The 26,638-nt window shown below is 70.8% G+C and carries 22 protein-coding genes; 13 read left to right on the top strand and 9 right to left on the bottom strand.

What is annotated here, in order from left to right; genetic code table 11:
* Positions 1 to 157 precede the first annotated feature (157 nt).
* On the bottom strand, positions 158 to 2,443 hold the full coding sequence (locus tag EOD42_RS22920; protein WP_127789921.1) for a penicillin acylase family protein: 2,286 nt from the start codon (positions 2,441 to 2,443) through the stop codon (positions 158 to 160).
* Positions 2,444 to 2,585: 142 nt separating this feature from the next.
* Here EOD42_RS22920 and EOD42_RS22915 point away from each other — a divergent pair, with 142 nt between their 5' ends.
* A complete protein-coding gene (locus EOD42_RS22915; protein ID WP_127789920.1) occupies positions 2,586 to 3,866 on the top strand; it encodes an NtaA/DmoA family FMN-dependent monooxygenase in 1,281 nt (426 codons plus the stop codon).
* Positions 3,867 to 3,994: 128 nt separating this feature from the next.
* Here the strand turns inward: EOD42_RS22915 and EOD42_RS22910 are convergent, their stop codons facing one another.
* Positions 3,995 to 5,902, bottom strand: a complete 1,908-nt coding sequence (locus EOD42_RS22910) for a phosphatidylglycerol lysyltransferase domain-containing protein (protein WP_127789919.1) — start codon at positions 5,900 to 5,902, stop codon at positions 3,995 to 3,997.
* Positions 5,899 to 7,509, bottom strand: coding sequence for a lysine--tRNA ligase (locus tag EOD42_RS22905; RefSeq protein ID WP_127789918.1), 1,611 nt, complete (start codon positions 7,507 to 7,509; stop codon positions 5,899 to 5,901). The genes EOD42_RS22910 and EOD42_RS22905 overlap by 4 nt, the downstream gene beginning before the upstream one ends.
* Positions 7,510 to 7,616: 107 nt before the next feature.
* Between EOD42_RS22905 and EOD42_RS22900 the strand changes: the two genes are divergently transcribed.
* A complete protein-coding gene (locus EOD42_RS22900; RefSeq protein ID WP_127789917.1) occupies positions 7,617 to 8,228 on the top strand; it encodes a protein phosphatase CheZ in 612 nt (203 codons plus the stop codon).
* A 138-nt stretch (positions 8,229 to 8,366) separates the two neighbouring features.
* On the opposite strand, the gene EOD42_RS22895 is transcribed toward EOD42_RS22900, so the two are convergent.
* Together EOD42_RS22895 and EOD42_RS22890 are read right to left on the bottom strand one after the other, a co-directional pair.
* Entirely contained in the window at positions 8,367 to 9,740 is a 1,374-nt protein-coding gene (locus tag EOD42_RS22895) for an ATP-binding protein (RefSeq protein WP_164868083.1), read from the bottom strand.
* Between the two features lie 85 nt (positions 9,741 to 9,825).
* Positions 9,826 to 11,040: a penicillin-binding protein activator gene (locus tag EOD42_RS22890; protein WP_127789916.1), complete on the bottom strand. Its 1,215-nt coding sequence runs from the start codon at positions 11,038 to 11,040 to the stop codon at positions 9,826 to 9,828.
* Between EOD42_RS22890 and rsmI the strand changes: the two genes are divergently transcribed.
* The 6 genes from rsmI to EOD42_RS22860 all read left to right on the top strand — a co-directional run bounded on the left by rsmI (position 10,932) and on the right by EOD42_RS22860 (position 17,035).
* The gene (gene rsmI / locus EOD42_RS22885; RefSeq protein ID WP_408902181.1) at positions 10,932 to 11,936 is read left to right on the top strand and encodes a 16S rRNA (cytidine(1402)-2'-O)-methyltransferase; all 1,005 of its coding nucleotides are present in this window, start codon (positions 10,932 to 10,934) and stop codon (positions 11,934 to 11,936) included. The genes EOD42_RS22890 and rsmI overlap by 109 nt on opposite strands.
* A 147-nt stretch (positions 11,937 to 12,083) precedes the next feature.
* Positions 12,084 to 13,463 carry a transglycosylase SLT domain-containing protein gene (locus EOD42_RS22880; protein WP_127789914.1) on the top strand — a complete coding sequence of 460 codons (1,380 nt, stop codon included), beginning with the start codon at positions 12,084 to 12,086 and terminating at the stop codon, positions 13,461 to 13,463.
* A 172-nt stretch (positions 13,464 to 13,635) separates the two neighbouring features.
* Positions 13,636 to 14,286: a glutathione S-transferase gene (locus EOD42_RS22875; RefSeq protein WP_127789913.1), complete on the top strand. Its 651-nt coding sequence runs from the start codon at positions 13,636 to 13,638 to the stop codon at positions 14,284 to 14,286.
* An 8-nt stretch (positions 14,287 to 14,294) separates the two neighbouring features.
* The gene (locus EOD42_RS22870; protein ID WP_127789912.1) at positions 14,295 to 15,182 is read left to right on the top strand and encodes a VOC family protein; all 888 of its coding nucleotides are present in this window, start codon (positions 14,295 to 14,297) and stop codon (positions 15,180 to 15,182) included.
* Positions 15,179 to 15,925: an FkbM family methyltransferase gene (locus EOD42_RS22865; protein WP_127789911.1), complete on the top strand. Its 747-nt coding sequence runs from the start codon at positions 15,179 to 15,181 to the stop codon at positions 15,923 to 15,925. Before EOD42_RS22870 ends, EOD42_RS22865 begins: the two co-directional genes overlap by 4 nt.
* A gap of 93 nt (positions 15,926 to 16,018) precedes the next feature.
* On the top strand, positions 16,019 to 17,035 hold the full coding sequence (locus tag EOD42_RS22860; protein WP_206020443.1) for a Bug family tripartite tricarboxylate transporter substrate binding protein: 1,017 nt from the start codon (positions 16,019 to 16,021) through the stop codon (positions 17,033 to 17,035).
* A 3-nt stretch (positions 17,036 to 17,038) separates the two neighbouring features.
* Here the strand turns inward: EOD42_RS22860 and gnd are convergent, their stop codons facing one another.
* Complete coding sequence (gnd, locus tag EOD42_RS26435; protein ID WP_240655260.1) at positions 17,039 to 18,043, bottom strand: phosphogluconate dehydrogenase (NAD(+)-dependent, decarboxylating); 1,005 nt, start codon at positions 18,041 to 18,043, stop codon at positions 17,039 to 17,041.
* A gap of 3 nt (positions 18,044 to 18,046) precedes the next feature.
* Between gnd and EOD42_RS26430 the strand changes: the two genes are divergently transcribed.
* The 5 genes from EOD42_RS26430 to EOD42_RS22830 all read left to right on the top strand — a co-directional run bounded on the left by EOD42_RS26430 (position 18,047) and on the right by EOD42_RS22830 (position 24,173).
* Positions 18,047 to 19,273, top strand: coding sequence for a pyridoxal phosphate-dependent decarboxylase family protein (locus EOD42_RS26430; RefSeq protein WP_240655259.1), 1,227 nt, complete (start codon positions 18,047 to 18,049; stop codon positions 19,271 to 19,273).
* Positions 19,274 to 19,345: 72 nt separating this feature from the next.
* Positions 19,346 to 20,596, top strand: coding sequence for a putative DNA modification/repair radical SAM protein (locus tag EOD42_RS22845; protein WP_127789908.1), 1,251 nt, complete (start codon positions 19,346 to 19,348; stop codon positions 20,594 to 20,596).
* 2 nt (positions 20,597 to 20,598) lie between these two features.
* Positions 20,599 to 21,969 carry a UdgX family uracil-DNA binding protein gene (locus EOD42_RS22840; protein ID WP_127789907.1) on the top strand — a complete coding sequence of 457 codons (1,371 nt, stop codon included), beginning with the start codon at positions 20,599 to 20,601 and terminating at the stop codon, positions 21,967 to 21,969.
* Positions 21,970 to 21,996: 27 nt separating this feature from the next.
* A complete protein-coding gene (gene accD / locus EOD42_RS22835) occupies positions 21,997 to 22,890 on the top strand; it encodes an acetyl-CoA carboxylase, carboxyltransferase subunit beta (RefSeq protein ID WP_127789906.1) in 894 nt (297 codons plus the stop codon).
* Entirely contained in the window at positions 22,887 to 24,173 is a 1,287-nt protein-coding gene (locus EOD42_RS22830; RefSeq protein WP_127789905.1) for a bifunctional folylpolyglutamate synthase/dihydrofolate synthase, read from the top strand. The genes accD and EOD42_RS22830 overlap by 4 nt, the downstream gene beginning before the upstream one ends.
* An 87-nt stretch (positions 24,174 to 24,260) precedes the next feature.
* Here EOD42_RS22830 and thiE read toward each other — a convergent pair whose 3' ends face one another.
* From thiE to EOD42_RS22815, 3 genes are read right to left on the bottom strand one after another with little or no spacing between them, the layout of a single operon-like run.
* Positions 24,261 to 24,881 carry a thiamine phosphate synthase gene (thiE, locus tag EOD42_RS22825; RefSeq protein WP_127789904.1) on the bottom strand — a complete coding sequence of 207 codons (621 nt, stop codon included), beginning with the start codon at positions 24,879 to 24,881 and terminating at the stop codon, positions 24,261 to 24,263.
* Between the two features lie 30 nt (positions 24,882 to 24,911).
* A complete protein-coding gene (locus EOD42_RS22820) occupies positions 24,912 to 26,039 on the bottom strand; it encodes a glycosyltransferase family 4 protein (RefSeq protein ID WP_127789903.1) in 1,128 nt (375 codons plus the stop codon).
* Between the two features lie 20 nt (positions 26,040 to 26,059).
* On the bottom strand, positions 26,060 to 26,542 hold the full coding sequence (locus EOD42_RS22815) for a peroxiredoxin (protein ID WP_127789902.1): 483 nt from the start codon (positions 26,540 to 26,542) through the stop codon (positions 26,060 to 26,062).
* Positions 26,543 to 26,638 lie beyond the last annotated feature (96 nt).

The raw sequence follows: 26,638 nt of genomic DNA, 5'->3' as shown, positions 1-26,638 counted from the left end.
TTGGAAACCGGGAGTTGAAAAAGCCGGAGAGGGACATCGTCCCTCTCCGGCTTTTTCAATTAACTCAAGTGGGTCCAGGGGCCACAGGCTCCTGGCGGGTGTCCAGAGGGCGGAGCCCTTTGGTCGGGGTTCGGGGGCAAGGCCCCCGAGGTGCCACCTAGCCCCGCTTCAGCACGATCCGTGCCTCTGCCGCTTCCTCGATGGCGGCGCGGGAGTAGAGCAGGGGCACGGCTTCGTCCTTGGCCCAGACCGGGAACAGGTCGCGGTAGTGGGGGCTGCGCGGGTCGCCGGACTGGCCTGGGGTGTTCACGGTGATGCTGGCGTCCCAGTTGCCCACATCCACCACCATGCGCCAGGTGACGCCCGAGGTGACGCGGAAGTCCGACGGCCGGTAGCCGTTGTTGTTGAGTGTGGAGCCGGCGCCGGATTTCGGCAGCGGGCCTACGTTCAGCTGTGCGGCCAGTTCGGGCGAGACGTATTTGGACAGCGGATGCTCGGCGAAGCCCTGGTGCAGCGTGCCCCAGGCCCAGGCGGTGGTGTCGGGGCCGAGCAGCTTCGTCACCTCGGCGAAGGCGGCTTCCAGCGTGCTGAGCATCAGCGCGTCGCGGGCCTTTTCGGGCTCCGGGCCGAAGGCGGGGTCGGCCTTCAGCACTAGGTTGGTCACGTGCTGGGTATCGGGCACGGCGACCATGGCGGCGAGGCCTTCGGGCGGCAGGGTGCGCATGACGGTGGGCACCAGGTGCTTGGTGAACCAGGCCTCATACAGCGCGCCGCCGGCGCTGTCGGTGGACAGGCGATGGTCCCAGCCCATCAGCAGGGCGCGGGCGGGGCTGGGCGTGCCGGGAATGGCGCGCAGAACGTCGACCAGGGATTTCGCCTGCACCGAGGTCACGTCGGTCTGCAGTGCCAGGGTGGATGCCACGGAGAATTTCGTCTCTCCGTTCAGCACCTGGGAGAGCCGGGCATAGCGCGCGCCGTCGGTCCATTCGAAGCCGGTGCGGCGGAAAGCCGCGTCGAAATCGGCGGGCAGGTTGTACTGGTTGGCGCTGCCGACCCAGCCGCTGGCGGGGTTGTAGTGGCGCGGCATGTCGCGGGTGGTGGTGAAGCCGGCCCATTCATAGCGCCCGTCGCCCGGCACGGGCATAAGCCCGTCCCAGTTGGGGCGCAGCGGCACCTTGGTGCCGACGGCATAGGCGATGTTGCCTGCCACCTCCGCCACGACATGGTTGGAGGAAGGCGCGCCCCAGCTGTCCAGCGCGGCCAGATAGCCCTTGATGTCCTTGGCCTTCAGATAGCCCAGCGCGCCGATATAGGCGGCCGTCCCCGCCTCCCACCAGACGCTGCGCAGGCCATAGGCGCGGCGGGTCTCGGGGTTCACGTGCAGGATCGGGCCGTGGCGGGTGAAGGAGAGTTCGATCTCCCGGTCCGGCTCGCCGCGCACCTTGAGCGGCTCGCGCTCCGTGCGGATGGCCTCCCAGCCGCCGCCGTAGCGATACCGGGTCAGGTCCTCGCTCAGCTCGTAGATATACAGGTCTTCCTGGTCGGCCGGGTGGATGGTCATCGCGAAGGCGATGTCGTCGTTGTGGCCGAAGGTGATGCCGGGCACCGCGGGCTCACCGGAGCCGATGACGTTCAGCCCAGGGGCCGTGATGTGCACGGCATAGCGCAGGCTCGGCTGCTCATGCACACGGTGCGGGTCGCTGGCCAGGATGGGGCGGCCGGTGGTGGTGCGGTGCGGCGCGAGCGCCCAATGGTTGCTGCCCTCATCGGCCAGGTCGGCGGGCAGGGTGGGCGTGCCGAGGTTGATGGCGTTGGGCTCGGCGCCGATGTTCTGCATGCGCAGCACCTCGGCCGGGATGGGGTGCGGGTCCATCCCCTCGGGCACCATCACGGTCCAGTCGGGCTGGAAGCCCTTGTGGAAGCGGTCGGCCTCCATCCCGTATTTCACCGCGATGTTGTGGCGGGTGATCTCGGCATCCAGGTTGCGCACGCGGGCATGGGCGCGGCAGCGCAGCACGTCCTCCGGCAGCCAGCGGGCGGGCTTGCTGCCCATGATGCCGAATTCGGGGGGCAGGCGCTCAGGCTCGCGCTCGGTGAGCGCCACATAGGCGTTCACGCCGGCCACGAAGGCCTCGGTCCAGCCCTTTGCCTCGGGCGTATAGGCGGCCCATTCGGCGGCCATGTCGCCGCGATACATCAGCAGGCGCGCGGCGCGGTCGCGCTCGGCATAGGCGGGGCCGAAATCCTCGGCCATCAGCCCGAGGCCGCGCTTGCGCCACAGGTCGATCTGCCACAGCCGGTCGCGGGCGGCGTTGAAGCCTTGGGTGAAGAAGGCGGTGGTCTCGTCGCTGGCCGTGATGTGCGGGATGCCCCAGCGATCGATCAGGATTTCCGCCTCGCCGGGCAGCCCCTCGACGAGGATGGTTTCGCTGGGGATGCTCATCGGGGGACTCCTGTGAAATCGGGCCGCATGCCACACCCGGGGGGCGCCGGGGGCAAGACCGGGGGCAAGGATTTTTCGCGCCCGCGCGGCTGGCGACCCGCCCCGATCGGCGCGATCCTGCCGCACCGCAGGAGAGACCGCCATGAACCGCCGCATGCGCCTCGTCGCCTATCTGAAGACAGGGCCCACCGCCAATCACGGCGGCGGTTGGCGGCACCCGGACTCGCGTCTGGACGACATCCTGCGCCCCGAACGCTATGAGGCCATCGCGCGCCTGCTGGAGGGCGCCTGCTTCGACGCGGCCTTCTTCGCCGATGCCTTCGGCCTGCCGGACATCCATGGCGGCAGTTACGACAGCTACCTGCGGCTGGGCGGGCAGATCAGCTATCTGGACCCCATGACGGTCCTGCCGCTGATGGCGCGCGTCACGCGGCACCTGGGCCTCGGCGCCACCCTCTCGACCACCTTCTTCCACCCCTATCACCTGGCCCGCACCCTGGCCTCGCTCGACATCCTCAGCGAGGGGCGGCTGGCTTGGAATGTCGTCACCTCCGCCACCGACTACGAGGCGCGGAACTTCGGCGGTGCCGCCATCCCCGGCCGCGACGAGCGTTATGACCGCGCGGATGAGGTGATGGAGGCCTGCCAGGCGCTGTGGAACGGGTGGGAGGCCGATGCCTTCGTGAAGGACAAGCAGGCGGGCGTGTTCATCGACCCTGCCAAGGTGCATCGCGCGGATTACCAGGGCCGGCATGTCTCCACGCGCGGGCCGCTGTCCATCCCGCGCAGCCCGCAGGTGGGGCCGCTGATCATGCAGGCGGGCTCCTCGGCGCGCGGGCGGGATTTCGCGACCCGCTGGGCGGAACTGATCTTCATCACCACCGCCGGCCGTGACGACGCCGCCGCCTATGTGGCCGACATCCGCGCCCGGATGGAGGAGGCCGGCCGCCGGCCCGCGCCGGTTCTGCCTGCCTGCTCCGTCGTCGTGGCCGACAGCCGCGCGCAGGCCGAGGAGCGCGCGGCCGAGCTGAACGCGCTGGTCGAGCCCGAGCTGGAAATGGCCGTGAACTCCAACCTGATCGGCGTCGACCTGACCAGGCCGATCCCGACCGAGGGCGTGACACGGCAGGGTATCCAGGGGTCCTGGGACCGGGTGGCCGCGAGCGCCGCGAAGCAGGGCGTGAGTTTCGTCGAGGCGACCAAAAAGCCGCGCAGCCTGATGGTGGGCAGCGCCAGGGATGTGGCGGACCAGATGGAGGATTGGTTCACCGCAGAAGCCTGCGACGGCTTTGTGCTGTGGCCCACGCATTTTCCGGCGATGTTCGAGGATGTGGCGCGGTTGCTGGTGCCGGAACTGCAGCGGCGGGGGCTGGTGCAGAAGGATTATCGGGAGGGGACGTTGCGGGAGAAGATAAGCAAATAAGTATTTGTTCTTTTTTAGAAAAAAGAACCAAAAAATTTCTGTGAGTTTAGAGTGTCGCTCGGGGTGAGGGGCGCGCCAAACTCGCAAAAGTCTTTTTGCTTCTTTTTCTACAGAAAAAGAAGAATGCCTCAGTGCCGCGCCAGCAGCCTGTCCAGATCCTGCTCCGCATGGCACGCCACATACCGGCCCTCACGCCCCGGCAGCGGCAGCGCGGTCAGCCCGATATCGGCGTAGATGCGCTGCCATTCCGGCCCCACATCCCAGAAGGCCGGCCGCACGCCGTTGCGCTCGCACAGGTCGCGGAAGCGCCAGATCACGCTGATGCGGTCCGCCAGCTCCCCGGCCGGGTCACCATGCGCGACCCAGATGGGCTTCTGGCGGGAAAAGGCGACGCCCGCATGCCCGGCCTCGCCCAGCAGCACACCGTCGGCCTCGGGCGGGACCGTGCCGCGCCAGCTGGCCAGCAGGGTGCGGGAGGCCGCGTCATAGGGCAGGGGCCGGATGGCGGCCGGGCGCAGCAGCCGCGCCAGGCCGATCAGCAGCAGCAGCCCGGCGAGGCCCACCGTGAAGCGCAGCCCGTTCGGCACCCAGCTCTCAAAGACGATTTCCCACCAGGCGCTGTCGCGCATTTCCAGGCGGTGCCCCACCACGGCCAGCGCCAGGCCGCACAGCACCACGGCGGACATGGGCAGCAAAGCCTGGTTGCTGAACGGCTCGGCCAGCACGCGGGTGCGGCGGTAGAAGGCGCCGCGCATGGTGGCCAGCAGGGCGGCGATCGCGAATTGCGGCAGGAAGCCGTACCAGGGCTCGCCACGCACCCAGGCCAGCACGCCACCGGCCAGCAGCACCACCAGCGCCAGCCCCCAGGCCAGCACCAGCCGCCGCACCAGCCCATAGGCCAGCACCACCAGCAGCGAGCCGAGGACGGAGGCCGCGAATTGCGAGGCGACGCCCAGCTCCATGGTGCCCAGCAGCAGCCGGTAGCTGCCATTGGCCGGCAAAGCGCCCTGGAACATCATCAGCGCGCCCGCCAGCACCACCAGGGTGGCCATGGCCGGCGCCTCCAGCGCCTCCGCCCCGCGCGAGGCCTGGGTGAAGCGCGTCAGGATGTGGCGGCGCTGGCTGATCTCGAAGCCCGCGAACAGGAAGCCCGAGATGAACAGCGGCGCGATGTAGTAGAACAGGCGGAAGACCAGCAGCGCGCCGATCACCTCGGCAGCGCCCATATAGGGCGCGAGCCCGATCAGGATCGCGCTGTCGAACACGCCGAGGCCCCCGGGCACGGAGGCCACGATGCCCAGCGAATAGGCCGCGAGGTAGATGCCGATGAAGCGGATCAGCGTCAGCCCCTCGGCCGGCGGCAGCAGCACATAGAAGATGGCCGCCGTGACCGCGACATCGACGGTGGCCAGCAGCGTCTGCGCCAGGGCCATGCGCAGGCCCGGCAGCTCCACTTCATGCCCGAAGACGCGGATGACGCGGAAGAAGCGCGACAGCACCACATAGGCGCCGACAATGGCCCAGAGCGGCAGCGCCAGCAGCTGCAGCACCCAGCGCGGGATATGCCCGCCTGCCCAGGGCAGCACCTCGGGCTCCAGCACCAGCACCAGCCCGCCCAGCGCCATGCCGCCCAGCCCGAAGGTGAGCGAGGTGAAGCCCACCACCTTGGCGATCTGCACCGCGGTGTAGCCCCAGGCGGAATAGAAGCGCAGGCGCACCGCGGCGCCCGACACGGCGGTGAAGCCCAGATTATGTGCCAGCGCATAGCCGCAGAAGCTGGCCATCAGGCTGCGCGCCCAGCTGGCCGGCCGGCCCGCATAGACCGAGCCCAGCTTGTCGTACCCCGCCAGCACCAGATAGGCGACGACGGTCAGCCCGCCCGCCTGCCACAGCGCGTGGTGGGAGATCGCCCCCATCGCCGTACGCACCTGTTCGAGGGACAGCGAGCGGAACTCCCGCTGCACCACGAAGATGGCACCCGCCAGCAGCACCAGCCCGAAGACGGTGGCGCCGTAGCGCTTGAGGGCTGGGATCACCTGTCGAGCGCCGCCCGCACGACCGCGATGGTGCGCGGAATGCCGTATGCGGCGACCACCGAGCCGAAGCGCGGCCCCTCATCGGCGCCCAGCAGCACCTGGTACAGCGCGTTGAACCAGGTACGGCCCACGCCCATGGACCCGTCCTTGTTGGGCACCGCGAAAGGCTCCCTGCGGCCCGCGTCGTAGATGATGTCCTGGATGGCCTTGGCGCGCTCCGCGCCGGGGGGCATGTCCTCGATCGTGTACTGCGCGTCGGTCAGGCGCAGGATCAGGTCCTCCAGCCCTTCGCGTTCCTCCGCCGTCGGCGGGCGCGGCTTCAGGCCGGGGCGGACGAAATCCGCGCAATAGGCCACGGCGCGGGCCACCAGCACGTCCAGGAAGGGATGCGTCTCGGGCGCTGCCTCGGGCGCGTAGTTGCGCACGAAGGCCCAGAGGTCGTCGGCCGTCTCGGCCGCGCTCACGGCGGCCAGGTTCAGCAGGGTCTGGAAGGTCAGCGGGCTCGCGGCGGTCTCGGGCACGGCACCGCCATGGATGTGCCAGGCCGGGTTGGCCGCGGCATCGGGCATGGGCAGGGCGCGGGCGCGCTCGGCATTCTGCAGGTATTCGTCGACCGCGCGCGGGATCACGTCGAAGAACAGCCGCTTGGCGCGCGTCGGCTGGTTGTACATGAACTGGCTCAGGCTCTCGGGCGGGGCGTAGCGCAGCCACTCCTCGATCGTCAGGCCATTGCCCTTGGACTTGCTGATCTTCTGGCCCTGGTCGTCCAGGAACAGCTCATAGGTCAGGTTCAGCGGCGGCTCGGCGCCCAGCGCCCGGCAGATCTGGGAGGACAGGCGCACGCTGTCGATCAGGTCCTTGCCGGACATTTCATAGTCGATGCCGAGGGCGAACCAGCGCAGCGCCCAGTCGGCCTTCCACTGCGCCTTGCAATGGCCGCCGGTGACGGGCGTCTCGAAGCGCGTGCCCTCCGCGTCGCGCCACACCAGCGTGCCGTCGGCGCGCACCTCCTCCATCGGCACCTGCTCGACCACGCCCGTCACGGGGTGGATGGGCAGGAAGGGGGAGTAGGTGGCGCGGCGGTCGGGCCCCAGGGTCGGGCGGATGATGTCGCACACTTCCTCATGGATCGCGGCCATGCGCAGCAGCGCCGCGTCGAAGCGCCCGCCGGTGTAGTAGTCGGTGGAGGAGGCGAATTCGTAGTCGAAGCCGAAGGCGTCCAGGAAGCTGCGCAGCCGCGCATTGTTATGCTGGCCGAAGCTGGGATGGGTGCCGAAGGGGTCGGGCACGCGCGTCAGCGGCTTGCCGAGCGCGCCCTGCAGCAATTCCTTGTTCGGGACGTTGTCGGGCACCTTGCGAAGCCCGTCCATGTCGTCGCTGAAGGCGATGAGGCGGGAGGGCAGGCCCGTCAGCTGCGTGAAGGCATGCCGCACCCAGCTGGTGCGCGCGACCTCGCCGAAGGTGCCGATATGGGGCAGGCCGGAGGGGCCATAGCCCGTCTCGAACAGCGCCGCCTTTTTACCCGCCTTCTCCAGCCGGTCAGAGAGCTTGGCGGCCTCCTCGATGGGCCAGGCCTTGATGGAGCGGAGTTCAGGATGGGCAGACATGCCCCGGACATGGCCCAAGGCCCCGCCCGGGTCAATGTGTCCGATGGCAGCAACAAAGCGTTCACCAGCATGCCTTATCAGGGGGCTGATAAATCCCGGAGCCGCCCATGCACGCCCAGGCTGTCCAGCCAATCGACATCGCCGGAACGATCCGGGCCGAGATCGCGCCCCTGTTCGGGGAGCTGCGCACCTTCGTGGACCGCCGGATCGCGGAGCTGAGCGCCGAGGTCGCCGCTTCCTCCCAGATGGCGGACATGGCGGAGGAGAACATCTCGGCGCGGCTGGGCCTGGTGCATGAGCAGATCGCGAAGCTGGTCGCCATTCCCGCCGCCAGCACCCGCAACAGCGGGCTGGAGCTGGAAGCCGTGGTCCAGGCCACCGAGGCCGCCGCCAACACCATCATGGAGGCGACGGAAGCCATCCAGGACTGGATCAGCAGCGGCCGCAAGGATGAGGCCTCGATCGAGGCGCTGTCGATGCGCGTGAACTCCATCTTCGAGGCCTGCAGCTTCCAGGACGTGACCGGCCAGCGCATCCGCCGCGCCATTCAGCACCTGCAGCAGGTGGAGACGATGCTGGAGCAGATCGTGCCCGGCGCCGCACTGGTCAGCACGGAACCGAAGCTGGAGATCCGCAACCCGATCTGCACCGTGAGCCCGGAAGCCGCTGCCCAGCCTGACATGTCGCAGGAAGATATTGATGCGTTGCTGAACGGGTAGGGAAGTCAAAATTAATTCGTTCCTTTTTATAAAAAAGAACCAAAAAATTTCTGTGAGTTGGCGGCGCCGAATGTGGCCGGTAGCACTAGGCTCGCAAAAGTCTTCTTGCTTCTTTTTCTACAGAAAAAGAAGAATGCCTCACTCCGCCGGCAGCCACACCTTGAAGCACGCGCCCTGGCCCAGCTCGCTCTCGATCAGCAACTGGCCGCGGTGGCGGTTCACGATGTGCTTCACGATGGCCAGCCCCAGCCCGGTGCCGCCGCTGGCCCGCCCGCGCCCGGCATCGACGCGATAGAACCGTTCCGTCAGGCGCGGGATGTGCTCCTTCGGGATGCCCGGCCCGTCATCGGTGACGGACAGCAGCACGCCCGGCCGGTTCGGCAGGCGGGGGCCGGCGACCACGCGCCTGGCCTCGATCCGCACCAGGCCGGCGGGCTTGCCGTGGCGCAGGGCGTTCTCGATCAGGTTGCGCAGCACCTGGGAGAGCTGGGTCGCGTCCGCGGCCGTGACGGGCAAGGTCTCGGGCACGGTCACCTCCAGGGTGGCGCCGCGCGTGATGGGTTCCACCGCCGCGACCTCGGCCCGGATCAGGGCGGCGAGGTCGGCGCTGCCCTCGGGCGGCTGGTGCTCCGACAACTCGATGCGCGACAGGCTCAGCAGGTCGTCGATCAGGCTTTTCATGCGCTCTGCCTGGCTGGCCATGATGGCCAGGAAGCGGGAGCGCGCCTCGGCGTCATCCTCGGCCGGGCCGCGCAGGGTCTCGATGAAGCCGATCAGGCTGGCGAGCGGCGAGCGCAGCTCATGGCTGGCATTGGCGACAAAATCGGCGCGCATGCGCTCGACCGCGCGCGCCTCCGTGCGGTCTGACAGGACGATGACAAGCCGGCCGCCGTCAGAGAGCGGCGGCTCCATCGGGATGCACTGGGCCACAATGTCGCGCTCGACCGGAACGGGCAGGCGAAGCTCGGTGGTCTGGGGGCGCCCCTCGGCGCGGGCACGGTCCACGGCGGCGGCGAGGGCCGGATGGCGCAGCAGGGCGCCCAGCTCGCCGCCCGCCGATTCGCCACGGGTGCCGAACTGGCGGCGCGCGGCGGCATTGGCGCGCAGGGGCGTGGTGTCCTCTCCCAGCACGATCAGCGGGTCGGGCAGGCGCTCCACGATGGTGGCGTCGGCGGCGCGCAGTTGACCCTCCAGCTGGGCGCGCGCCTCCAGGCTGCGCGCCAGGCGCAGCAGCTCGTCCTCGATATCCTTCACCGCGGGCAGGCGCGGGGCCCGGAAGGGGGCCGACAGCGGGTCCCCCTGTTCCGAGGCGATGCGCAGCGCATCGGCCAGGCGCTGGATGTTCATCAGCCAGAACCAGGCCAGCGCGACCGAGACCGCGATGATGGCCAGGCAGGCCAGGGCGGCCTCGCCGGGGCGGATGCGCTCGGTGGCCAGGAACAGCACCTGGACCGCGAGCGGCATGGCGCCCAGCAGCGCCGAGGTGCGCAGAAGCCGGCCGAGGGGGAGCATCACCGGCCCGATCGTTGCCGACGCACGGCGTCGGCGGCGTGAATCGGCCCGGCGACGTCGCTGGCGATGCGACGAAGAAGCATCGTCAGCTGCCGGCCGCGCCGGGCACCGGCGCGGGCTCGCGCAGGGCGGGCTCGGCGTTGGGGCGCACCTCCATGATGGCCAGGCCGCGTGCCAGCTCACCGTTCGGCAGCAGGCGGATGGGCCCGTCCGCACCCTGGAAGGCCTCGCCCACCGGCAGCTCGCGCGTGCCCTCGCGCGCGGCGCGGCTGGCCAGGGCGGCGCCGTCATAGGCGGTGCCGGCAAGCCGGGCAGGGCGGTTGCCGAAAGCCGCGTTGTAGCGCTCGTCGAAGCCCGCGCGCACGCTGGGATCGGGGCCCACGAACAGGGCGCCGGCCAGGGCGGGCTCCCGCGCGATCTGGTTGTCGCCCACCCACAGATGGGTGCCGATGATGCGCGGCGCGGGCGTGAGCCCACCCGCCGCCAGCCCCTGCGCGAGCGCGCGGGACTGCGTGCCGGACACGCCGAGCACCACGGCCTGCACCCCGCCCGCGCCGTTGGCGGCGGCCAGGAAGGACTGCATCGCGGCCTCGGTGCCGGTGCCGCGATAGGTCTGCACGACGGGCGGCTGCATGCCGGCGGCAGCGGCGGCCTCGCGGATCGCGCTGCTCAGGCGGCGGCCGAACTCGTCCTCCTGGACGATCACGCCGATGCGCTGCGAACCCTGGGCGGCCTGCACGATGCGGCGGCCGACCTGGGTGGGCGTCACGCCCAGCACATAGACGCCGTGGCCGGCCTGCGACTCGTCGCTGGTGAAGGCCAGCATGGGCGCATTGGCGGCGCGCGCGGCGCGGCCGGCGGCGGCTGTCTCACCCAGCGTCAGCGGGCCGACCAGCACGGTCGCACCCTCGGCCAGGGCCTGGCGGGCGGCGTCGGCCGCCCCGCTGCTGGTGGAACGGGTGTCCTGCGGCACCAGTTCCACGCGCGGGTCCGCCTGCTCGAACAGCGCGAGCTGGGCGGCGTTCAGCATGGCCTGGCCGAGCGCGCCGTTGCTGCCCGAGAGCGGCAGCAGCAGGCCCACGCGGTTGCGCGCCGTCTGCGGCGCGGCGGGCGCCTGGGCCGGGCCGGGCGCCCAGCCGAGGGAGGACTGGCCGGGCGGCTGCCACACCTGGGCCGGCTGTTGCACTTGCGGTGCGCAGCCGATCAGGGCCATCAGCAGGGCAGCGGGAACGCCCAAGCGCGCATGGCGCAGCAGGCGGGCCGCTGCCGAGTGAGCCGGAAACCGAGATGGACGACGCATCAAAAACTCCCCTTCCGCCGGCAGGCCTCGCCCTGGTCGCGACGCCGATCGGCAACATGGACGATCTGTCCCCCCGCGCCCTGGCAACGCTGGCCGGGGCGGAATTCATCCTGTGCGAGGACACGCGAGTCACGCAGAAACTGCTTGTCCGCCACGGGCTCTCCATACCGCTTCGGCCGCTGCACGACCATAACGAGGACGCAGAGATCCCGGGCATTCTGGTGAAATTGCGGTCGGGGGCGAAAGTTGCGCTGGTGAGTGACGCCGGCACGCCTTTGGTCAGCGACCCCGGATACCGGCTGGTGCGGGCCGTGATCGAGGCGGGGCTGCCGGTCACGGGCATTCCCGGCCCGAGTGCGGCCGTGCTGGCGCTGACCCTGTCCGGCCTGCCGCCGCATCCCTTCCTGTTCCAGGGCTTCCTGCCGCCGCGCGGCGGGCCGCGCCAGGCGGCCATCGCGAAGATCAAGGGCATGGAACAGGCGGGACTCGCGGCCACCCTCATCTTCTATGAGGCGCCGCACCGGGTGGCCGAGACCCTGGCCGCGCTGATCGAGGGGCTGGGGCCGGAACGACCCGCCGCCCTGGCGCGCGAACTGACCAAGCGCTTCGAGGAAGTGCGGCGCGGCACTCTCGCGGAATTGTTGGCCGGCGCCGAGGCCGACCCGCCGCGCGGCGAGGTCGTGCTGCTGCTGGGCCCGCCCGGTGAAGCCGCGGAAGGCGCGGAAAACCTGGATGACGCGCTGCTGGCGGCCATGCGCGGCATGTCGCTGCGTGATGCGGCGGCCAGCGTGGCGCTGGCCCATGGCCTGCCGCGCAAGGCGGTCTATGCCCGCGCATTGGAGCTGTCGCGCCAAGGTGAAGGGCAGGGCGCGCGGGAGAATCCGCCCACGGATTGATTCGCGATGTTGCATGGAGGGGGGCGCCTTGGGTAAGGTGCCGCTCACTTTTCCGGGCTATCCGGAGGGGGACGCCTGTTCGAGTGCGGTTTCCATGGGGGTGGAGGCCGCTTTCAGTTCCTGGGACAGGCCAGGGGAGAGTTCTGGATGCTCGATGTCTTTCGTGCTTCTGCGGTGATGCGCTGCGGTTACGCGCGGGCTGGGATGGCCATGGTGGTGCTGGCGGCGCTGAGCGCCTGCGGCAGCAGCCAGCAGGCCGCGACCGGTCGCCGGCCGACGGCCCATGCGACGCAGACCCGTTCCTATGATCCGCCGGGCCCCCCCAGCGACCCATGGGGTCCCTGGATCCGCGAGGCCTCCCGCCGCTTCGACGTGCCGGAGCGCTGGGTCCGTGAGGTGATGCGCCAGGAAAGCGGCGGCCGCGCCGGCGCCACCAGCCCGGTCGGCGCCATGGGCCTGATGCAGGTCATGCCCGGGACCTATCGCGAGCTGCAGTCCCGCTACGACCTGGGCGAAGATCCCTACCACCCGTATGACAGCATCATGGCCGGCACCGCGTATCTGCGCGAGATGTACGACCTGTACGGCTCGCCGGGCTTCCTCGCGGCCTACAACGCGGGTCCGCGCCGGCTGGAGAACTACCTCTACAACCGTGGTTCCCTGCCGCAGGAGACGCGCAACTACGTGGCGCGGATCGGACCCAACATCATCGCCTCCAGCCCCGTGCGCCGCGCGCCGCCTGAGGTCTATGCCGCCGCCGAAATCCCGCTGCGCGTGCCGGCCGGCCCGCGCCGCATGGACTCGGCCACGCTGACCGCCCTGGCCGAGCAGCGCGCGATCCGCGAGCAGGGCGCCCAGTACGCCCGCGCGCCGGACCCCGAGCCCAGCGTGGCACCCGTGCGCATGGCGGCCGCCCGCCCCACCCCCGCCCGCGGCGGCGTGGTGGCGATGGAGCCCATCGCCGATGGCTCGACCCCCGGCGGCGCCGCCGCCCTGGCCGAGAGCGCCGCGCGCGAGAGCGGTTCCTACACCGGTGGCAGCGCGCTGGCCGGCTATGCGCCGCCGACGCAGACCATCATCGCCGGCCGGATGGACCCGATCCCCGACGGCAGCACGCCCGAGGGTGCCGCGGCCATGGCCGAAGCCGCCTCGCGCAGCGAGGCCCAGCGCCCGACGCAGCTCGCCGACGCCTCTCCGGCGCGCACGGGCTTCACGCGCAGCCTGGGCTTCATCGGCACCGCGCAGGCCTCGACCCTGCCCAGCAACATCCGCCCCGCCGTGGTGACCACGCATTCCAGCTGGGCCATCCAGGTCGGTGCGTTCAGCGACGAGCGCCAGGCCCGCAGCGCCGCCCAGTCGGCCGGCGTGTCCGGCGGGCGCGTGGATGTGCAGCCGGTGCGCGTCGGCCGTGCCACGCTGTTCCGCGCCCGCATCATCGGCCTCTCCCAGGGCGGCGCCCAGCAGGCCTGCGACCGCGCCCGCGGCCGCAGCCCCTGCATGGTGCTCAGCCCCGACGCCCAGAGCTGAGTCATCAGGGCGCGTCGGGCCTTGCCCCTCGCGCCCCATGCCTGCCTTCCGCCGCTCCGCAACAGCCGTGCCCTGCCGGGGGCGGCTGCCTTTGCGCCATCGCAACCGGGGTGCGGTTGAGCGCGCGGGCCTCGCATGCCATCAAGGCCTGCAAGGGTAAGGAAGGTTTACCATGTCGGACGGCCGTCTGATCATCGGCAACAAGCGTTATTCCTCCTGGTCGCTGCGCGGCTGGCTGGCCGTGCATCTGGCGCGGCTGGATGTGGAGGAAGTGGTGTTCCCGCTCGCCGGCGGCTCCACCCCCGCCATCAAGGAAGCCACCCCCTCCGGCACCGTTCCCTATCTGGAGCATCACGGCGCGCGGATCTGGGAAAGCCTGTCGATCATCGAATATTGCTCGGAACATGTGGCGCTGTGGCCCATGGCCCCGGTGCCGCGCGCCATGGCGCGCTCGGTGGCGGCCGAGATGCATGCGGGGTTCCGCGAGCTGCGCATGGCCATGCCGTTCAACATCGGCCGCGAGTTTCCCGGCCAGCGCCGCACCCCGGGCGCGCTGGCCGACATCGCGCGCATCGAGGCGATCTGGGCCGAGTGCCTGGAAATCTCGGGCGGCCCCTTCCTGTTCGGCCTGGACATGAGCGGCGCGGACATCATGTTCGCCCCCGTCGTCTGCCGCTTCCTGACCTGGCAGCCGGAGCTGTCGGCGACCTCCCTGCGCTATATGGAGCAGGTGCGCGGCCATGCGCTGATGCGCCGCTGGTACGACGAGGCCCTGGCCGAACCCGAATCCTGGCAACTGGACAAGTTCGAGAACCCCGCATGAGCGCCCCCATGAGCATTGCCCTCGCACTCGACCATGTGGGCGTCTGCGCCCGCGATCTTGGCCCGATGGTCGCGGCCTATGAGAAGCTGGGCTTCTCGCTGTCGCCCATCGCGCAGCAATCGGGCCGCCGCAGCCCGGACCAGCCGGTGGAGCAGTTCGGCACCGGCAACCGCTGCGCCTTCCTGCGCCATGGCTATATCGAGCTGCTGGCGATCCTGGACCCCGCGCTGTTCGACAACCAGCTGGGCGGGTTCCTGTCGCGCTACACGGGCCTGCATATCCTGGCGCTGGGCGTGGCGGATGCCGAGGCGAACCTGACCCGCATGCAGGCTGCCGGCATCCCCATCAAGGGTGTCGCCTGGCTGGAACGCCCGGTGGAGAAGGGCGATCCGCGCCATGCGAAATTCGCCCGCCTGCCGCTGCCCGACGCGGCGGAGGGCCGTATCCAGCTGATCCAGCACCTGACGCCCGAACTGATCTGGCAGCCCCGCTGGATGGACCACGCCAACAAGGCCGATGCGCTGGTCGCCCTGGTCATGGCGGCCGAGAATCCGGCCGATGTGGCCACCCGCTTCTCGCGCCTGTCGGGCGTGCCGTTCGAGCCCGATCCGGCCGGCGGCTTCCGCCTGCGCTTCCCGGGCGGTGAGCGCGTGGCGGGCCCCGAGGCCCCGGTGATGGAAACCGTGGTGCGTATCCTGGAGCCCGCGGCCCTGCCGCAGGTGCTGCCGGGAGTGACGGCGCCGGCGCTGCCCTTCATGGCCGGCATGGTGATCCGCACCAGCGACGGCAACGCTGCCGTGCGCGGCCTCGGCCTGCCGCTGGTGGAAACCCCGGATGGCGGGCTGATGGTGGCGCCCGAGCACGCCGCGGGTGCCGCGGTGGTGTTCGTGCCGTGACCCATGCGGCAGCGGTGGGGCGCAGCCTCAGGGTCTATCACGACCCGGCGCGGCGCCCCGCGCTGGATGCCTTCTACGGCCGCTTCCTGAAGCCAGGCGACATCGCCTTCGATGTCGGCGCGCATGTGGGCGACCGTGCGCTGTGCTTCGCGCGGCTGGGCGCGCGGGTGGTGGCGGTGGAGCCGCAGCCGCGCCTGGCCCGCGCGCTGCGGCTGATCCTGAAGGGGCGGGATGCCGCGCTGGTGCAGGCCCTGGTGGGCGAGGCGCCCGGCCAGGCCACGCTGCACCTCAACACCGCCAACCCCACCGTCGCCACCGCCAGCGCGGAGTTCATCGCGGCCGCCGCCGGTGCCCCGGGCTGGGAGGGGCAGAGCTGGGATGCCAGCCTGACCCTGCCTGTCACGACGCTGGACCTGCTGATCGCGGCGCATGGCGAGCCGGCCTTCCTGAAGATCGACATCGAGGGATACGAGGCGGTGGCGCTGGCCGGGCTCTCCTGCCCGGTGCCGGCGCTGAGCTTCGAGTTCACGACCATCCAGCGTGATGTCGCGGTCGTCGCGCTGCGGCGCTGCGTGGCGCTGGGATACCGTCACTTCAACGCCTCTCTGGGCGAAAGCCTGGAGATGGCGCACCCCGCCGCGATCGGCGCCGCGGCGCTGGAGGCCTGGCTGCTGGCGCTGCCGCCGGAGGCAAACAGCGGGGACATCTATGCCGCGCTGGATAATGCGTCATTGAATCGTTGATTGGTTAATTGACTCTCTTTTGGGTGTGAAAATATAAACCACGGACGTGGCGCGGATGAACCGCGCCCGCCGTCACACCAGAAGGGAGCCGCCATGGCCCACCGAGCATCGCCTGCCACCGCCATCCTGCGCCGCCGCCAGGCGCTGGGCCTGATGGCGGCCATCGGCTGTGCCGCCGGGACCCCGGCCCGCGCGGAGGAAGCCTGGCCCGCCCGCCCGATCAAGCTGGTGGTGCCCTGGCCGGCGGGTGGGCCGACCGACATCTTCGGCCGTGTCGTCGCGCGGGAACTGGCGGCGCGCCTGGGCGTGCCGGTCGTGGTGGACAACCGCGCGGGGGCCACGGGCACCATCGGCGTGCAGCATGTCGCGCGCAGTCAGGCTGACGGCACCACGCTGCTGTTCGCCAACACCACGGCCGTGATCGGCAGCATCGCGGCGCTGGGCGAGGCACCCAAGCCCTTCGACCCGGTGGCGGATTTCGCGCCGCTGGGCCTGCTGGTGGAGACGGCCGTGGTGCTGTGGGCCCACCAGTCCACCGGCCTTGCGAGCTTCGAGCAGTTCCTGGCCCGCGCGCGGGACCGCGCCCAGCCCCCCGTGCCCTTCGGCACCACGGGTTCCGGCGCCGTCTCGGAACTCGCGGTGGAACAGCTGGGCCGGCATTTCGGGCTCAACCTGCTGAAGGTGCCCTATCGCGGCACGGCGCCGCAGGTGGCGGACCTCGCGGCGGGCCATGTCCAGGTGGGGGCGGCCGATTACCCCGTGGCGGAAGGCCATGTGCAGTCGGGCCGGCTGCGCCCCCTGCTGGTCATCGGCAAGGAGCGCCTGCCGGAGCTGCCGGACACGCCCACCAGCGCCGAATACGGCATCACGGAGCCCGATTTCACGATCTGGAACGGTGCCTTCGCACCCGCCGCCACCCCCGCGCCCATCCTCGCGCGGCTTCGGCAGGAGCTGCAGCAGATCGGGCGGGGCGATGCCTTCCGCGCGGTGGCCGAGGGCAAGGGCAATCGCCTGATCTTCCAGGCGGGCGCGGAGGCCACGGCACGGCTGCAAGCCGAACTGGCGGGCCGCCGCGCCTTCGATCGCGAGGCCTCGGCCCATCAGGGCTGAAGGCTATTTCGGCTCCAGATGGCCGCCGAAGCCCTTGCGCATGGCGCTGAGGGCCTTGTCGGCGAAGTTCGCCTCCTTCCGGGAACGGAAGCGGGCGAACAGCGCCGCCGCCAGCACCGGGGTGGGCACGGCATTCTCCACCGCCGTGTCCACCGTCCAGCGGCCCTCGCCGCTGTCGGCCACATGGCCGGAATAGCCGGAGAGCTCCGGGTCCGCCGCCAGGGCCTGGGCCGTCAGGTCCAGCAGCCAGGAGGAGACGACGCTGCCGCGCCGCCAGACCTCCGTCACTTCGGCCACCGGGATGTCGAGCGGGCCCTCATGCAGCAGGTCCAGCCCCTCGGCCATGGCCTGCATCATACCGTATTCGATGCCGTTATGGACCATCTTGGTGAAATGCCCGGCGCCTGACGGCCCGCAATGCAGCCAGCCGCGCTGGGCCGTGCCGCCGGGGGCGCGGCCGGGGGTGGGGGCGGCCGCGGCCTCGCCCGGGGCCAGCGCGTCGAACAGCGGTGACAGGCGCTGCACCGCGGCCTGGCTGCCGCCGATCATCAGGCAATAGCCGCGCGAGAGCCCCCAGACCCCGCCCGAGGTGCCGATATCCAGGTAGTCCACACCACGGGCAGCGGCCAGGCCCGCCCGGCGCAAGCTGTCCTTCCAGAAGGAGTTGCCGCCCTCGATCACCGTGTCTCCGGCGGCAAGGCCCGAGAACAGGGCCTTCAGCGTTACTTCCGTGGCCTCGCCGGCGGGCAGCATCACCCACAGGGCGCGCGGCGGGGGCAGGGCGGCCAGCAGGGTGGCCAGGCTGTCGGCCACCTCCAGCCCCTCGGCCGCCAGGGCGGCGCGAGCTTCGCCCGCCTGGTCGAAGGCCACGGGGTGGATGCCGGCGCGGGCCAGCCGGCGCGCGATGTTCCCGCCCATCCGGCCCAGGCCGATGATGCCGATGCGCATGGTGCTTCTCCCTCTTTTCGCCCTGTGCAGGTCGTGCTGCCATGGCTGCCGGAGGACCATACCATGAAGCTGCCCGATAGAGGCCGCCCCTGGCCCGAACTCGCCGCCGAACTGCAGGCCGCCAAGGCCCGGGACTACTCCTGGCGGCAGGGCCGCATGGCCGTCTATTTCTATTACCTGGATGCGGCGCTGGAGCAGGTTCAGAAGGACGCCTACCTCGCCTATTTCACCGAGAACAACCTGGGCCAGGGCCGGGCCTTCCCCTCGCTGGCAAAGCTGGAGGGCGAGGTCGTCGCCATGGCGCTGTCGCTGATGGCGGCGCCCCAGGGGGCAGGGGGCACCTTCACCTCCGGTGGCTCGGAAAGCATCTTCCTGGCGATGCTGGCCGCGCGGGAGAAGGCGGGCCGCGACCGCCCCAACATCGTCATCCCGGCCACCGCCCACCTGACCTTCGACCGCGCCGCCTGGTATCTGGGGCTGGAGGTGCGGCGCGTGCCGGTGACGGCGGATTTCGAGGCCGATGTGCCCGCCATGGCCGCCGCGATGGATGCGGACACCATCGCGCTGGTCGGCTCCGCGCCCAACTACCCCTATGGCGCCATCGACCCCATCGCGGCGCTGGGCGCGCTGGCGACGCAGCGCGGCGTCTGGCTGCATGTGGATGCCTGCGTCGGCGGCTTTCTCTCGCCCTTCCTGACGCGGCTGGGCCACAACCTGCCGGCATGGGATTTCTCGGTGCCGGGCGTGACCTCGATCTCGGCGGACATCCACAAGCATGGCATGGCGGCCAAGGGGGCGTCGCTGCTGCTGGTGCGCGAGGAGGCGCTTCGCCGGTTCCATCGCTTCGAGAGCGCGGCCTGGGACCGCGGGCCCTATGTCGCCTTCACCGCGCAGGGCACCCGGCCGGGCGGGGCGGTGGCCTCGGCCTGGGCGGTGATGAACTATCTGGGCATGGAGGGCTACACCGAGGCCGCGCGACGCATCATGGACGCCAAGGCCAGGATGGCGGCGGGTGTCGAGGCCATACCGGGGCTGGAGGTGCTGCGGCCGAGCCCGCATGCGATCTTCATCTATCGCCCGACCGATCCGGCGCTGGAGATGGGGCGCATCGCCGCCGCCATGGACCGGCGCGGCTGGCTGCAGGGACAGATGGCGGGCGGGCGGGGCATGCACCATCACCTCAACCCGCTGCATGCGCAGGTGGCCGACGCCTATCTGGCGGATCTGCGGCAGGCGGTGGCGGAGGCGCGCGCCGGCGGCGACAGCCAGGCGGTGGGACGGGTCTACTGACCCGTTTCTCATCTAGAACAAAATAGGAACATTTTGCTTGCGCCGATGGTGCCGCCGGGGCATGAAGGCGCGATGGCACTTCTCGACACGACGCAGAAGCTCTCGATCCTGGCGGATGCGGCGAAGTATGACGCCTCCTGCTCATCCTCCGGCACCAGGGACCGCAACTCGCGCGACGGCAAGGGCATCGGCTCCACCAATGGCGGGGGCGGGATCTGCCATGCCTATGCGCCGGACGGGCGCTGCATCAGCCTGCTGAAGATCCTGCTGACCAACAGCTGCATCTTCGACTGCCATTACTGCATCAACCGGAAATCCTCGAACGTCCGGCGCGCGCGCTTCACGGCGCAGGAGGTCGTGGCGCTGACGCTGGATTTCTACAAGCGCAACTATATCGAGGGGCTGTTCCTCTCTTCCGGCATCATCCATTCCTCGAACTACACGATGGAGCAGATCGTGGAGGTCGCTCGCAGCCTGCGGGAGGATCATGACTTCCGGGGCTATATCCACCTCAAGACCATCCCCGACGCCGATCCGGCGCTGATCGAGGCCGCCGGCCGCCATGCCGACCGCATTTCCATCAATGTGGAGCTGCCGACGGTGGGCGGGCTGAAGCGCCTGGCGCCGGAAAAATCCGAGCAGCGCATCGAGGGCGCGATGGGCCAGATGCGCACCGCCATCGAGGACGGCGCCGATGCCCGCAGCCGCTATCGCTCGGCGCCCGTCTTTGCCCCGGCCGGGCAGTCCACCCAGATGATCGTGGGCGCCGATGCCGCGACGGACCGCGATATCGTGCATCGCGCGGCGCATCTCTACGGCCGCTTCGCGCTGAAGCGGGTGTACTATTCCGCCTTCAGCCCCATCCCCGACGCCAGCGCCGTGCTGCCGCTGCGCCGCCCGCCGCTGATGCGTGAGCACCGGCTGTATCAGTCGGACTGGATGATCCGCTTCTACGGCTATGCGCCGGAGGAGGTGGGCGATGCCGCGGACCCCGCCACGGGCATGCTGCCCTTGGACATCGACCCCAAGCTGGCCTGGGCGCTGCGTTTCCGTGACCGGTTTCCGGTGGATGTGAACCGCGCCCCGCGTGAGATGCTGCTGCGCGTGCCGGGCCTGGGGCCCAGGCCCGTGCAGTCCATCCTCTCGATCCGCCGGCACCGCACGCTGCGGCTGGAGGACATCGCGCGGCTGACCAATTCGGTGAAGCGCCTGCGCCCCTTCATCGTGACGGCCGACTGGCGCCCGCTGCTGCTGGGCGACCGCGCCGATCTGCGCCCGCTGGTGGCGCCGCGGCAGGAGCAGCTGGAACTGTTCGCGGCCTGACCATGCGGCGGATCCGGCTGGAGGCGGAGGATGATGTCGACGGCTGGCGCGGTGCCGCGCGTGCCCTGGCCGCCGCGCGGGTGCCGGCGGAGGATGTGGTCTGGCAGGTGGGCGACCATCCGACCGATCTGTTCGCCGAGGACGCCCCCCTGCCGGCAGGCCCCGCGCCCCGTGTGCCGCGCCGCTTCCTCTCGATCGCCGCCCATGCCGCGCTGCATCGGCAGCCCGAGCGCTTCTCGCTGCTGTATCGCCTGCTGCTGCGCCTGCAATCCCAGCCGCATCTGCTGGAGGACGAGGCCGACCCGCAGCTGCGCCAGGTGGAGCAACTGGCCCGCCAGGTCCGCCGCGACAGCCACAAGATGCACGCCTTCCTGCGCTTCCGCGAAGTCCCGGAAGGCCGCTTCGTCGCCTGGCATGAGCCGGAACACCACATTCTGCGGGCCAATGCGGGCTTCTTCGTCAACCGCTTCACCAACATGAAGTGGTCGATCCTGACGCCCGGGGGCTCCCTGCACTGGGATGGCGAAACCCTGCTGGACGGCCCGCCCGCCCGGCGCGCCGACGCCCCCGGCGCCGACCCGGTGGAGGGCGCCTGGAAGGCCTATTACGCGGCCATCTTCAACCCGGCCCGCGTGATGGTGGACGCCATGCTGAAGGAAATGCCGAAGAAATACTGGCGCAACATGCCCGAGACCGCCCTGGTGCCCGAGCTGATCGCCGGCGCCCGCAAGCGGGAGCTGGGCATGATCGACACCGCCCCCCGCCGCGCGCCCGTCTCGCTGGATTCGCTGCGCGAGGAGGCGATGGGCTGCCGCCGCTGCCCGCTGTGGCAGCCCGCGACCCGGACGGTGTTCGGCGAGGGCCCGCCCGATGCCGAGATCATGATCGTGGGCGAGCAGCCCGGCGACCAGGAGGACCTGGCGGGCCGTCCCTTCGTGGGCCCCGCCGGCCAGCTGTTCGACCGCGCGATCGCCGAGGCCGGCATCGACCGTGCCCGGGTCTACGTCACCAACTCCGTCAAGCATTTCAAGTTCGAGCCGCGCGGCAAGCGCCGCATCCACGCGCGCCCGAATGCGGGCGAGATCGACGCCTGCAAATGGTGGGTGGACCAGGAACGCCGCATGATTCGCCCGCAGCTGCTGATCGCCATGGGCGCTACCGCCCTGCGGTCGCTCACCGGCAGGCCGATCCCGGTCGGGCAGGCGCGCGGCACCGCCGTGCCGCTGCCCGATGGCGGCAGCGCCTGGGTCACGGTCCATCCCAGCTACCTGCTTCGCCTGCCCCCCGACGCCGACAAGGATGCCGAGTTCGCCCGCTTCGTGTCAGACCTGCGACAGGCGCGCGTTTCCTCTTTCGGGGCGAAGGGGGTATAGAGGCCGCCTGATGAGGGTACAGGTTGCATGAACTGGATCAGCGAGTGGGCGCTGCCCAAGATCAAGACGCTGTTCGGCACTTCGCGCGAGGTGCCGGAGAATCTCTGGCACAAATGCTCCAACTGCGAGCAGATGGTGTTTCACCGCGATCTGGAGCGCAACCTGCGCGTCTGCCCGCATTGCGGCCATCATGAGCGCATGGGCGCCCGCCAGCGGCTGGAATGCACGCTGGACGAGGGCTGGCAGAAGATCGAGCTGCCCAAGGTCCCGGCCGACCCGCTGAAGTTCCGCGACCAGCGCCGCTATTCCGAGCGCCTGCGCGATGCCCAGGCCAAGTCCGGGCTGGATGACGCGGTGGTGGTGGGCCATGGCACGATCGACGGCCAGCCGGCCGTGGTCGCGGCCTTCGAGTTCTTCTTCCTCGGCGGCTCCATGGGCGCAGGCGTGGGTGAGGCGCTGGTCGCCGCCGCCCGCCTGGCCGTGCTGCAGGACGCGCCGCTGATCGTGTTCACCGCCTCGGGCGGCGCGCGCATGCAGGAAGGTGCCGTCAGCCTGATGCAGATGCCGCGCACCGTGATCGCGACCCAGATGGTGAAGGAGGCAGGCCTGCCCTTCATCGTGGTGATGTGCGACCCGACCACGGGTGGCGTCACCGCCAGCTTCGCCATGCTGGGCGACATCCACATCGCCGAGCCCAATGCCATGATCGGCTTCGCCGGCGCCCGCGTGATCGAGCAGACGGTGCGCGAGAAGCTGCCCGAGGGCTTCCAGCGCGCCGAATACCTGCTGGCGCACGGTATCCTGGACATGGTGGTGAAGCGCGGCGACATGAAGGCGACGCTCGCGCAGGTCATCAGCCTGCTGCGCGTGTCCGAACTGCCCGGCGCCCTGGAACTGCCGCCCCCCGCGCCCGTGGAATGAACGAGGCGAAAGGTCTGGGCGGCCGTTCCGCCCCGGTCATCGAGCGCCTGCACCGCCTGCACCCGAAGCTGATCGACCTCAGCCTGGGGCGGCTGGAGGCGCTGCTGGCGCGCATGGGCAACCCCGAGCGCGCGATGCCGCCCGTGATCCATGTGGCCGGCACGAACGGGAAGGGCAGCACCTGCGCCTTCCTGCGCGCCATCACCGAGGCCGCCGGCCGCCGCGCCCATGTCTTCACCAGCCCGCATCTGGTGCGCTTCCATGAGCGCATCCGCCTGGCCGGGGAACTGGTGGGCGAGGACGCGCTGGCCGATGCGCTGGAGGAGGTGGAGCGCGTGAATGCCGGCGCCGCCATCTCCGTGTTCGAGGTGATCGCGGCCACGGGCTTCCTGCTGTTCTCCCGCACGCCCGCCGATGTGGTGGTGCTGGAGGTGGGCCTCGGCGGCCGCTTCGACGCGACGAACGTGATCGAGCGCCCGGCCGCCTGCGCCATCGCCTCCATCTCCATGGACCACATGGATTTCCTGGGCGACACGCTGGGCGCCATTGCCTTCGAGAAGGCAGGCATCATCAAGCAGGGCGTGCCGGTCGCGACCGGCACGCAGAAGCCCGAGGCGATGGAGGTGCTGCGCCGCGTGGCGGCCGAGCACGGCGCGCCCCTGTTGGCCCGGCATGAGGCCTGGGAGATGGACAAGCGCGGCTTCACCCCCGCGGGCGGTGCTTCCATCCCGCTGCCGCCGCTCGGCCTGCCGGGCGTGCATCAGTACGACAATGCCGGCATCGCCATCGCCGCCCTGCGCGCCTGGAACCCGGATTGGCTGAACGAGGCCGCCATCCAGGCCGGCGTCGCCGCCGCCCGCTGGCCCGCCCGCCTGCAACCCCTGCACGGCAGGCTGGCCGAGGCCGCGGCCCCGCATGCGCTGTGGCTCGACGGCGGCCACAATGCCGGCGCCGGAGAGGCGCTGGCGCAGTTCCTGCCCGCTTGGTCGGACCAGCCGCTGCATATCCTGGTCGGCATGAAGCAGGGCAAGGGCGCGGCCGACTTCCTGCGCCCGCTGCTGCCCTTCGCCACCACGCTGCTGGCAGTGCGTGAGCCGGGCCAGCACCTGGCCATGCCCATCGAGGACATCGTGGCCGCGAGCCAGGGGCGCGCCCGGAACGGTGGCACGGTGGCGGAGGCGCTGGCCCAGGTGACGCGCGACCAACCCGGCCGCGTGCTGGTCTGCGGCAGCCTGTATCTGGCCGGCGAAGTGTTGAAGGCGGACGGGACGCCGCTGGTGTGAGGGCGTGCCGGGGATTTCATCCCCGGACCCCGACCAAGGGGCAGCGCCCCTTGGTCGGGGCCCGGGGGCGAAGCCCCCGCACCACCCTCAGGCCCCGGCGATCGCCGCGTTCATCGCCTTCACGCCCGCGCCCGGCCCGTCCTGGTGGTTCCAGACGGCACCGACCACGGCCAGGAAATCCGCGCCGGCGCGCACCAGGGGGGCGCAGTTGGCGGCCGTGATGCCGCCGATGGCCACGCAGGGGATCTCCATCATCTCCCGCCACCATTCCAGCAGCTCGACGGTCGCGACGTGCTCGGTCTGCTTGGTCTCGGTCGGGAAGAAGGCGCCGAAGGCCACGTAGTCGGCGCCCAGCTCGCCCGCCGTCATCGCCATGTGGCGGGAGGAATGGCAGGTGATGCCCAGGATATGGCTGTCCAGCGCCTTGCGGGCGGCCTCGTGGTCGCCGTCGGTCTGGCCCAGATGGGCGCCGTCGCAGCCCAGGCGCTTGGCCGTTTCGGCATCGTCGTTCAGCAGGAAGGCCACGCCGCGCGACTGGGTCACGGGCATCAGCTTCTCGACGGCCCGCGCCACCTCGTCGCGGCCGGCGTCCTTCAGCCGCAGCTGCACGCAGGCGACATCCCCGGCGTCCAGCGCCTGGGCGAGCAGCGTCTCGAAGCCATCGGTCAGGCGCGGCGGGGTGATGAGGTAGAGGCGGCAATCGGGCATGAGGCTGTCTCCCTCAAGCCAGGGGCCGCGTCAATCAGCCGCCAGCGCGCTGATGAGGCCGTCGAAGCGGGCGAAATGCGTGGCCCAGTCCGGCGCGCGCCATCCGGCCAGCCTGTCGAGCTGGGCCAGGCGGCGCGGATGCGCGGGGTCGGCATAATCCTCCACCGCCTGCAGCCAGCCCAGCCCGTCGAGCGTGTCCAGATAGTCCGGCACATCCCCGCCCACTTCCCGCAGCACCGCGAGGTCCGAGGCGATGACCGGCACGCCGGAGGCCAGCGCCTCACCCACCGGCAGGCCGAAGCCCTCGGCGAAGCTCGGGAACAGCAGGGCCCGTGCGCCGGCGAGCAGGCTGGCCAGCTCGGCCTCGCCCATATGGCCGCGCCAGTCGACGTAGTGGGGATGCGCCTCGATGAAGCGGCGCACGGGCTCCACCTCCCAGCCCTGGCGGCCGACGAAGATCAGCCGTGGCGTCTCGGTGCCCAGCCTGGCGTGCAGCTCGCGCCACACCTCCAGCAGCAGCATGTGGTTCTTGCGGGGTTCCAGCGTGCAGATCGTCAGGAAATAAGCGCCGCTCTCATCGGGGCTGGCGCGGGTCCTGAGGTCGATGCCCGGCGGGGCTACGGCGCCCGGCGGCACCCGGCCCTGGGCCTGCATCCAGCTCTCGGCCTGGCGCCTGCTCTCGGCGCTGACATAGGCCACGCCCGCCGCGAGGCGGGAGACCGCCAGCATGCGCCCGGCATGGCGCGGCGGCTGCACCGGCCGGTTGTATTCGGGGTGGGTGATCGGGATGATGTCATGGATCAGCGGCACGAAGGCGGCGCCGTGGCGCGTCAGGCTCTCGATCGCGCGCATGTCCTCCAGCCCCTGGTGGCTGACGATGCTGAAGACGGCCCCGGGCCGTGAGGCCGCGGCCACCGCCTCGGCGCGGCCGGCGCCCAAGGCCAGGCGCAGCGCGTGGCGGGCGATCAGCCTGCGTGGCCGGCGCCCCTCGGCGCCCGCTGCCAGCACCTGCGCCACCATCCCCCGCGGGAGGGCAGCATAGCGGCCCCACAGGTTGCGGCAGACCAGCGTGGCCGCCGGATCGCCCAACGCCCGCCGGGCATGGGCGATCTCGATACGGTCCATGCCCGATGGCCGGCCCCGGAAGGCGACGGCCATCAGGCGCGTGACATCGAGGATCAGAGGATTGCCAGGATGGATTCGGCCTTGCTCACCTCGAACTCGCCGGGCTTTTCCACGGCGACATGCGTCACCTTGCCGTCCTTCGCCACCAGGGCGAAGCGCTGGCTGCGGATGCCCATGCCGCGCGCGGTCAGGTCCTGGTCCAGGCCGAGGGCCTTGGTGAAGGCGGCGCCGCCATCGGCCATCATCACCACCTTGTCGCCCACCTGCTGGTCCTTGCCCCAGGCGCCCATGACGAAGGCGTCGTTCACCGAGAGGCAGACGATCGCGTCCACGCCCTTGGCCTTCAGCGCGGCCTCATTGGCGACATAGCCCGGCACGTGCTTGGCGGAGCAGGTGGGGGTGAAGGCGCCCGGCAGGCCGAACAGGGCCACGGTCTTGCCGGCGAACAGCGCGGTGGTGTCGGCCTCCTTCGGGCCTTCGGCGGTGGCGAGCATGACCTTCACGCTCGGAATGCTGTCGCCCACTTGGATCGTCATGGCTGGCCCTCTCTCGGCTTGGGGAAGCGGGAGGGTAGCGAAGGGGCCGGGGCGTGTCATCCGGGGGAGGGTCTTGTGGGGGCGCGGCGCGCGCTC

Source organism: Rhodovarius crocodyli (assembly GCF_004005855.1).
Taxonomy (GTDB): Bacteria; Pseudomonadota; Alphaproteobacteria; order Acetobacterales; family Acetobacteraceae; genus Rhodovarius; species Rhodovarius crocodyli.
Note: the sequence above shows the minus strand (reverse complement) of the source record. Positions and strands in the feature narration are given on the sequence as shown.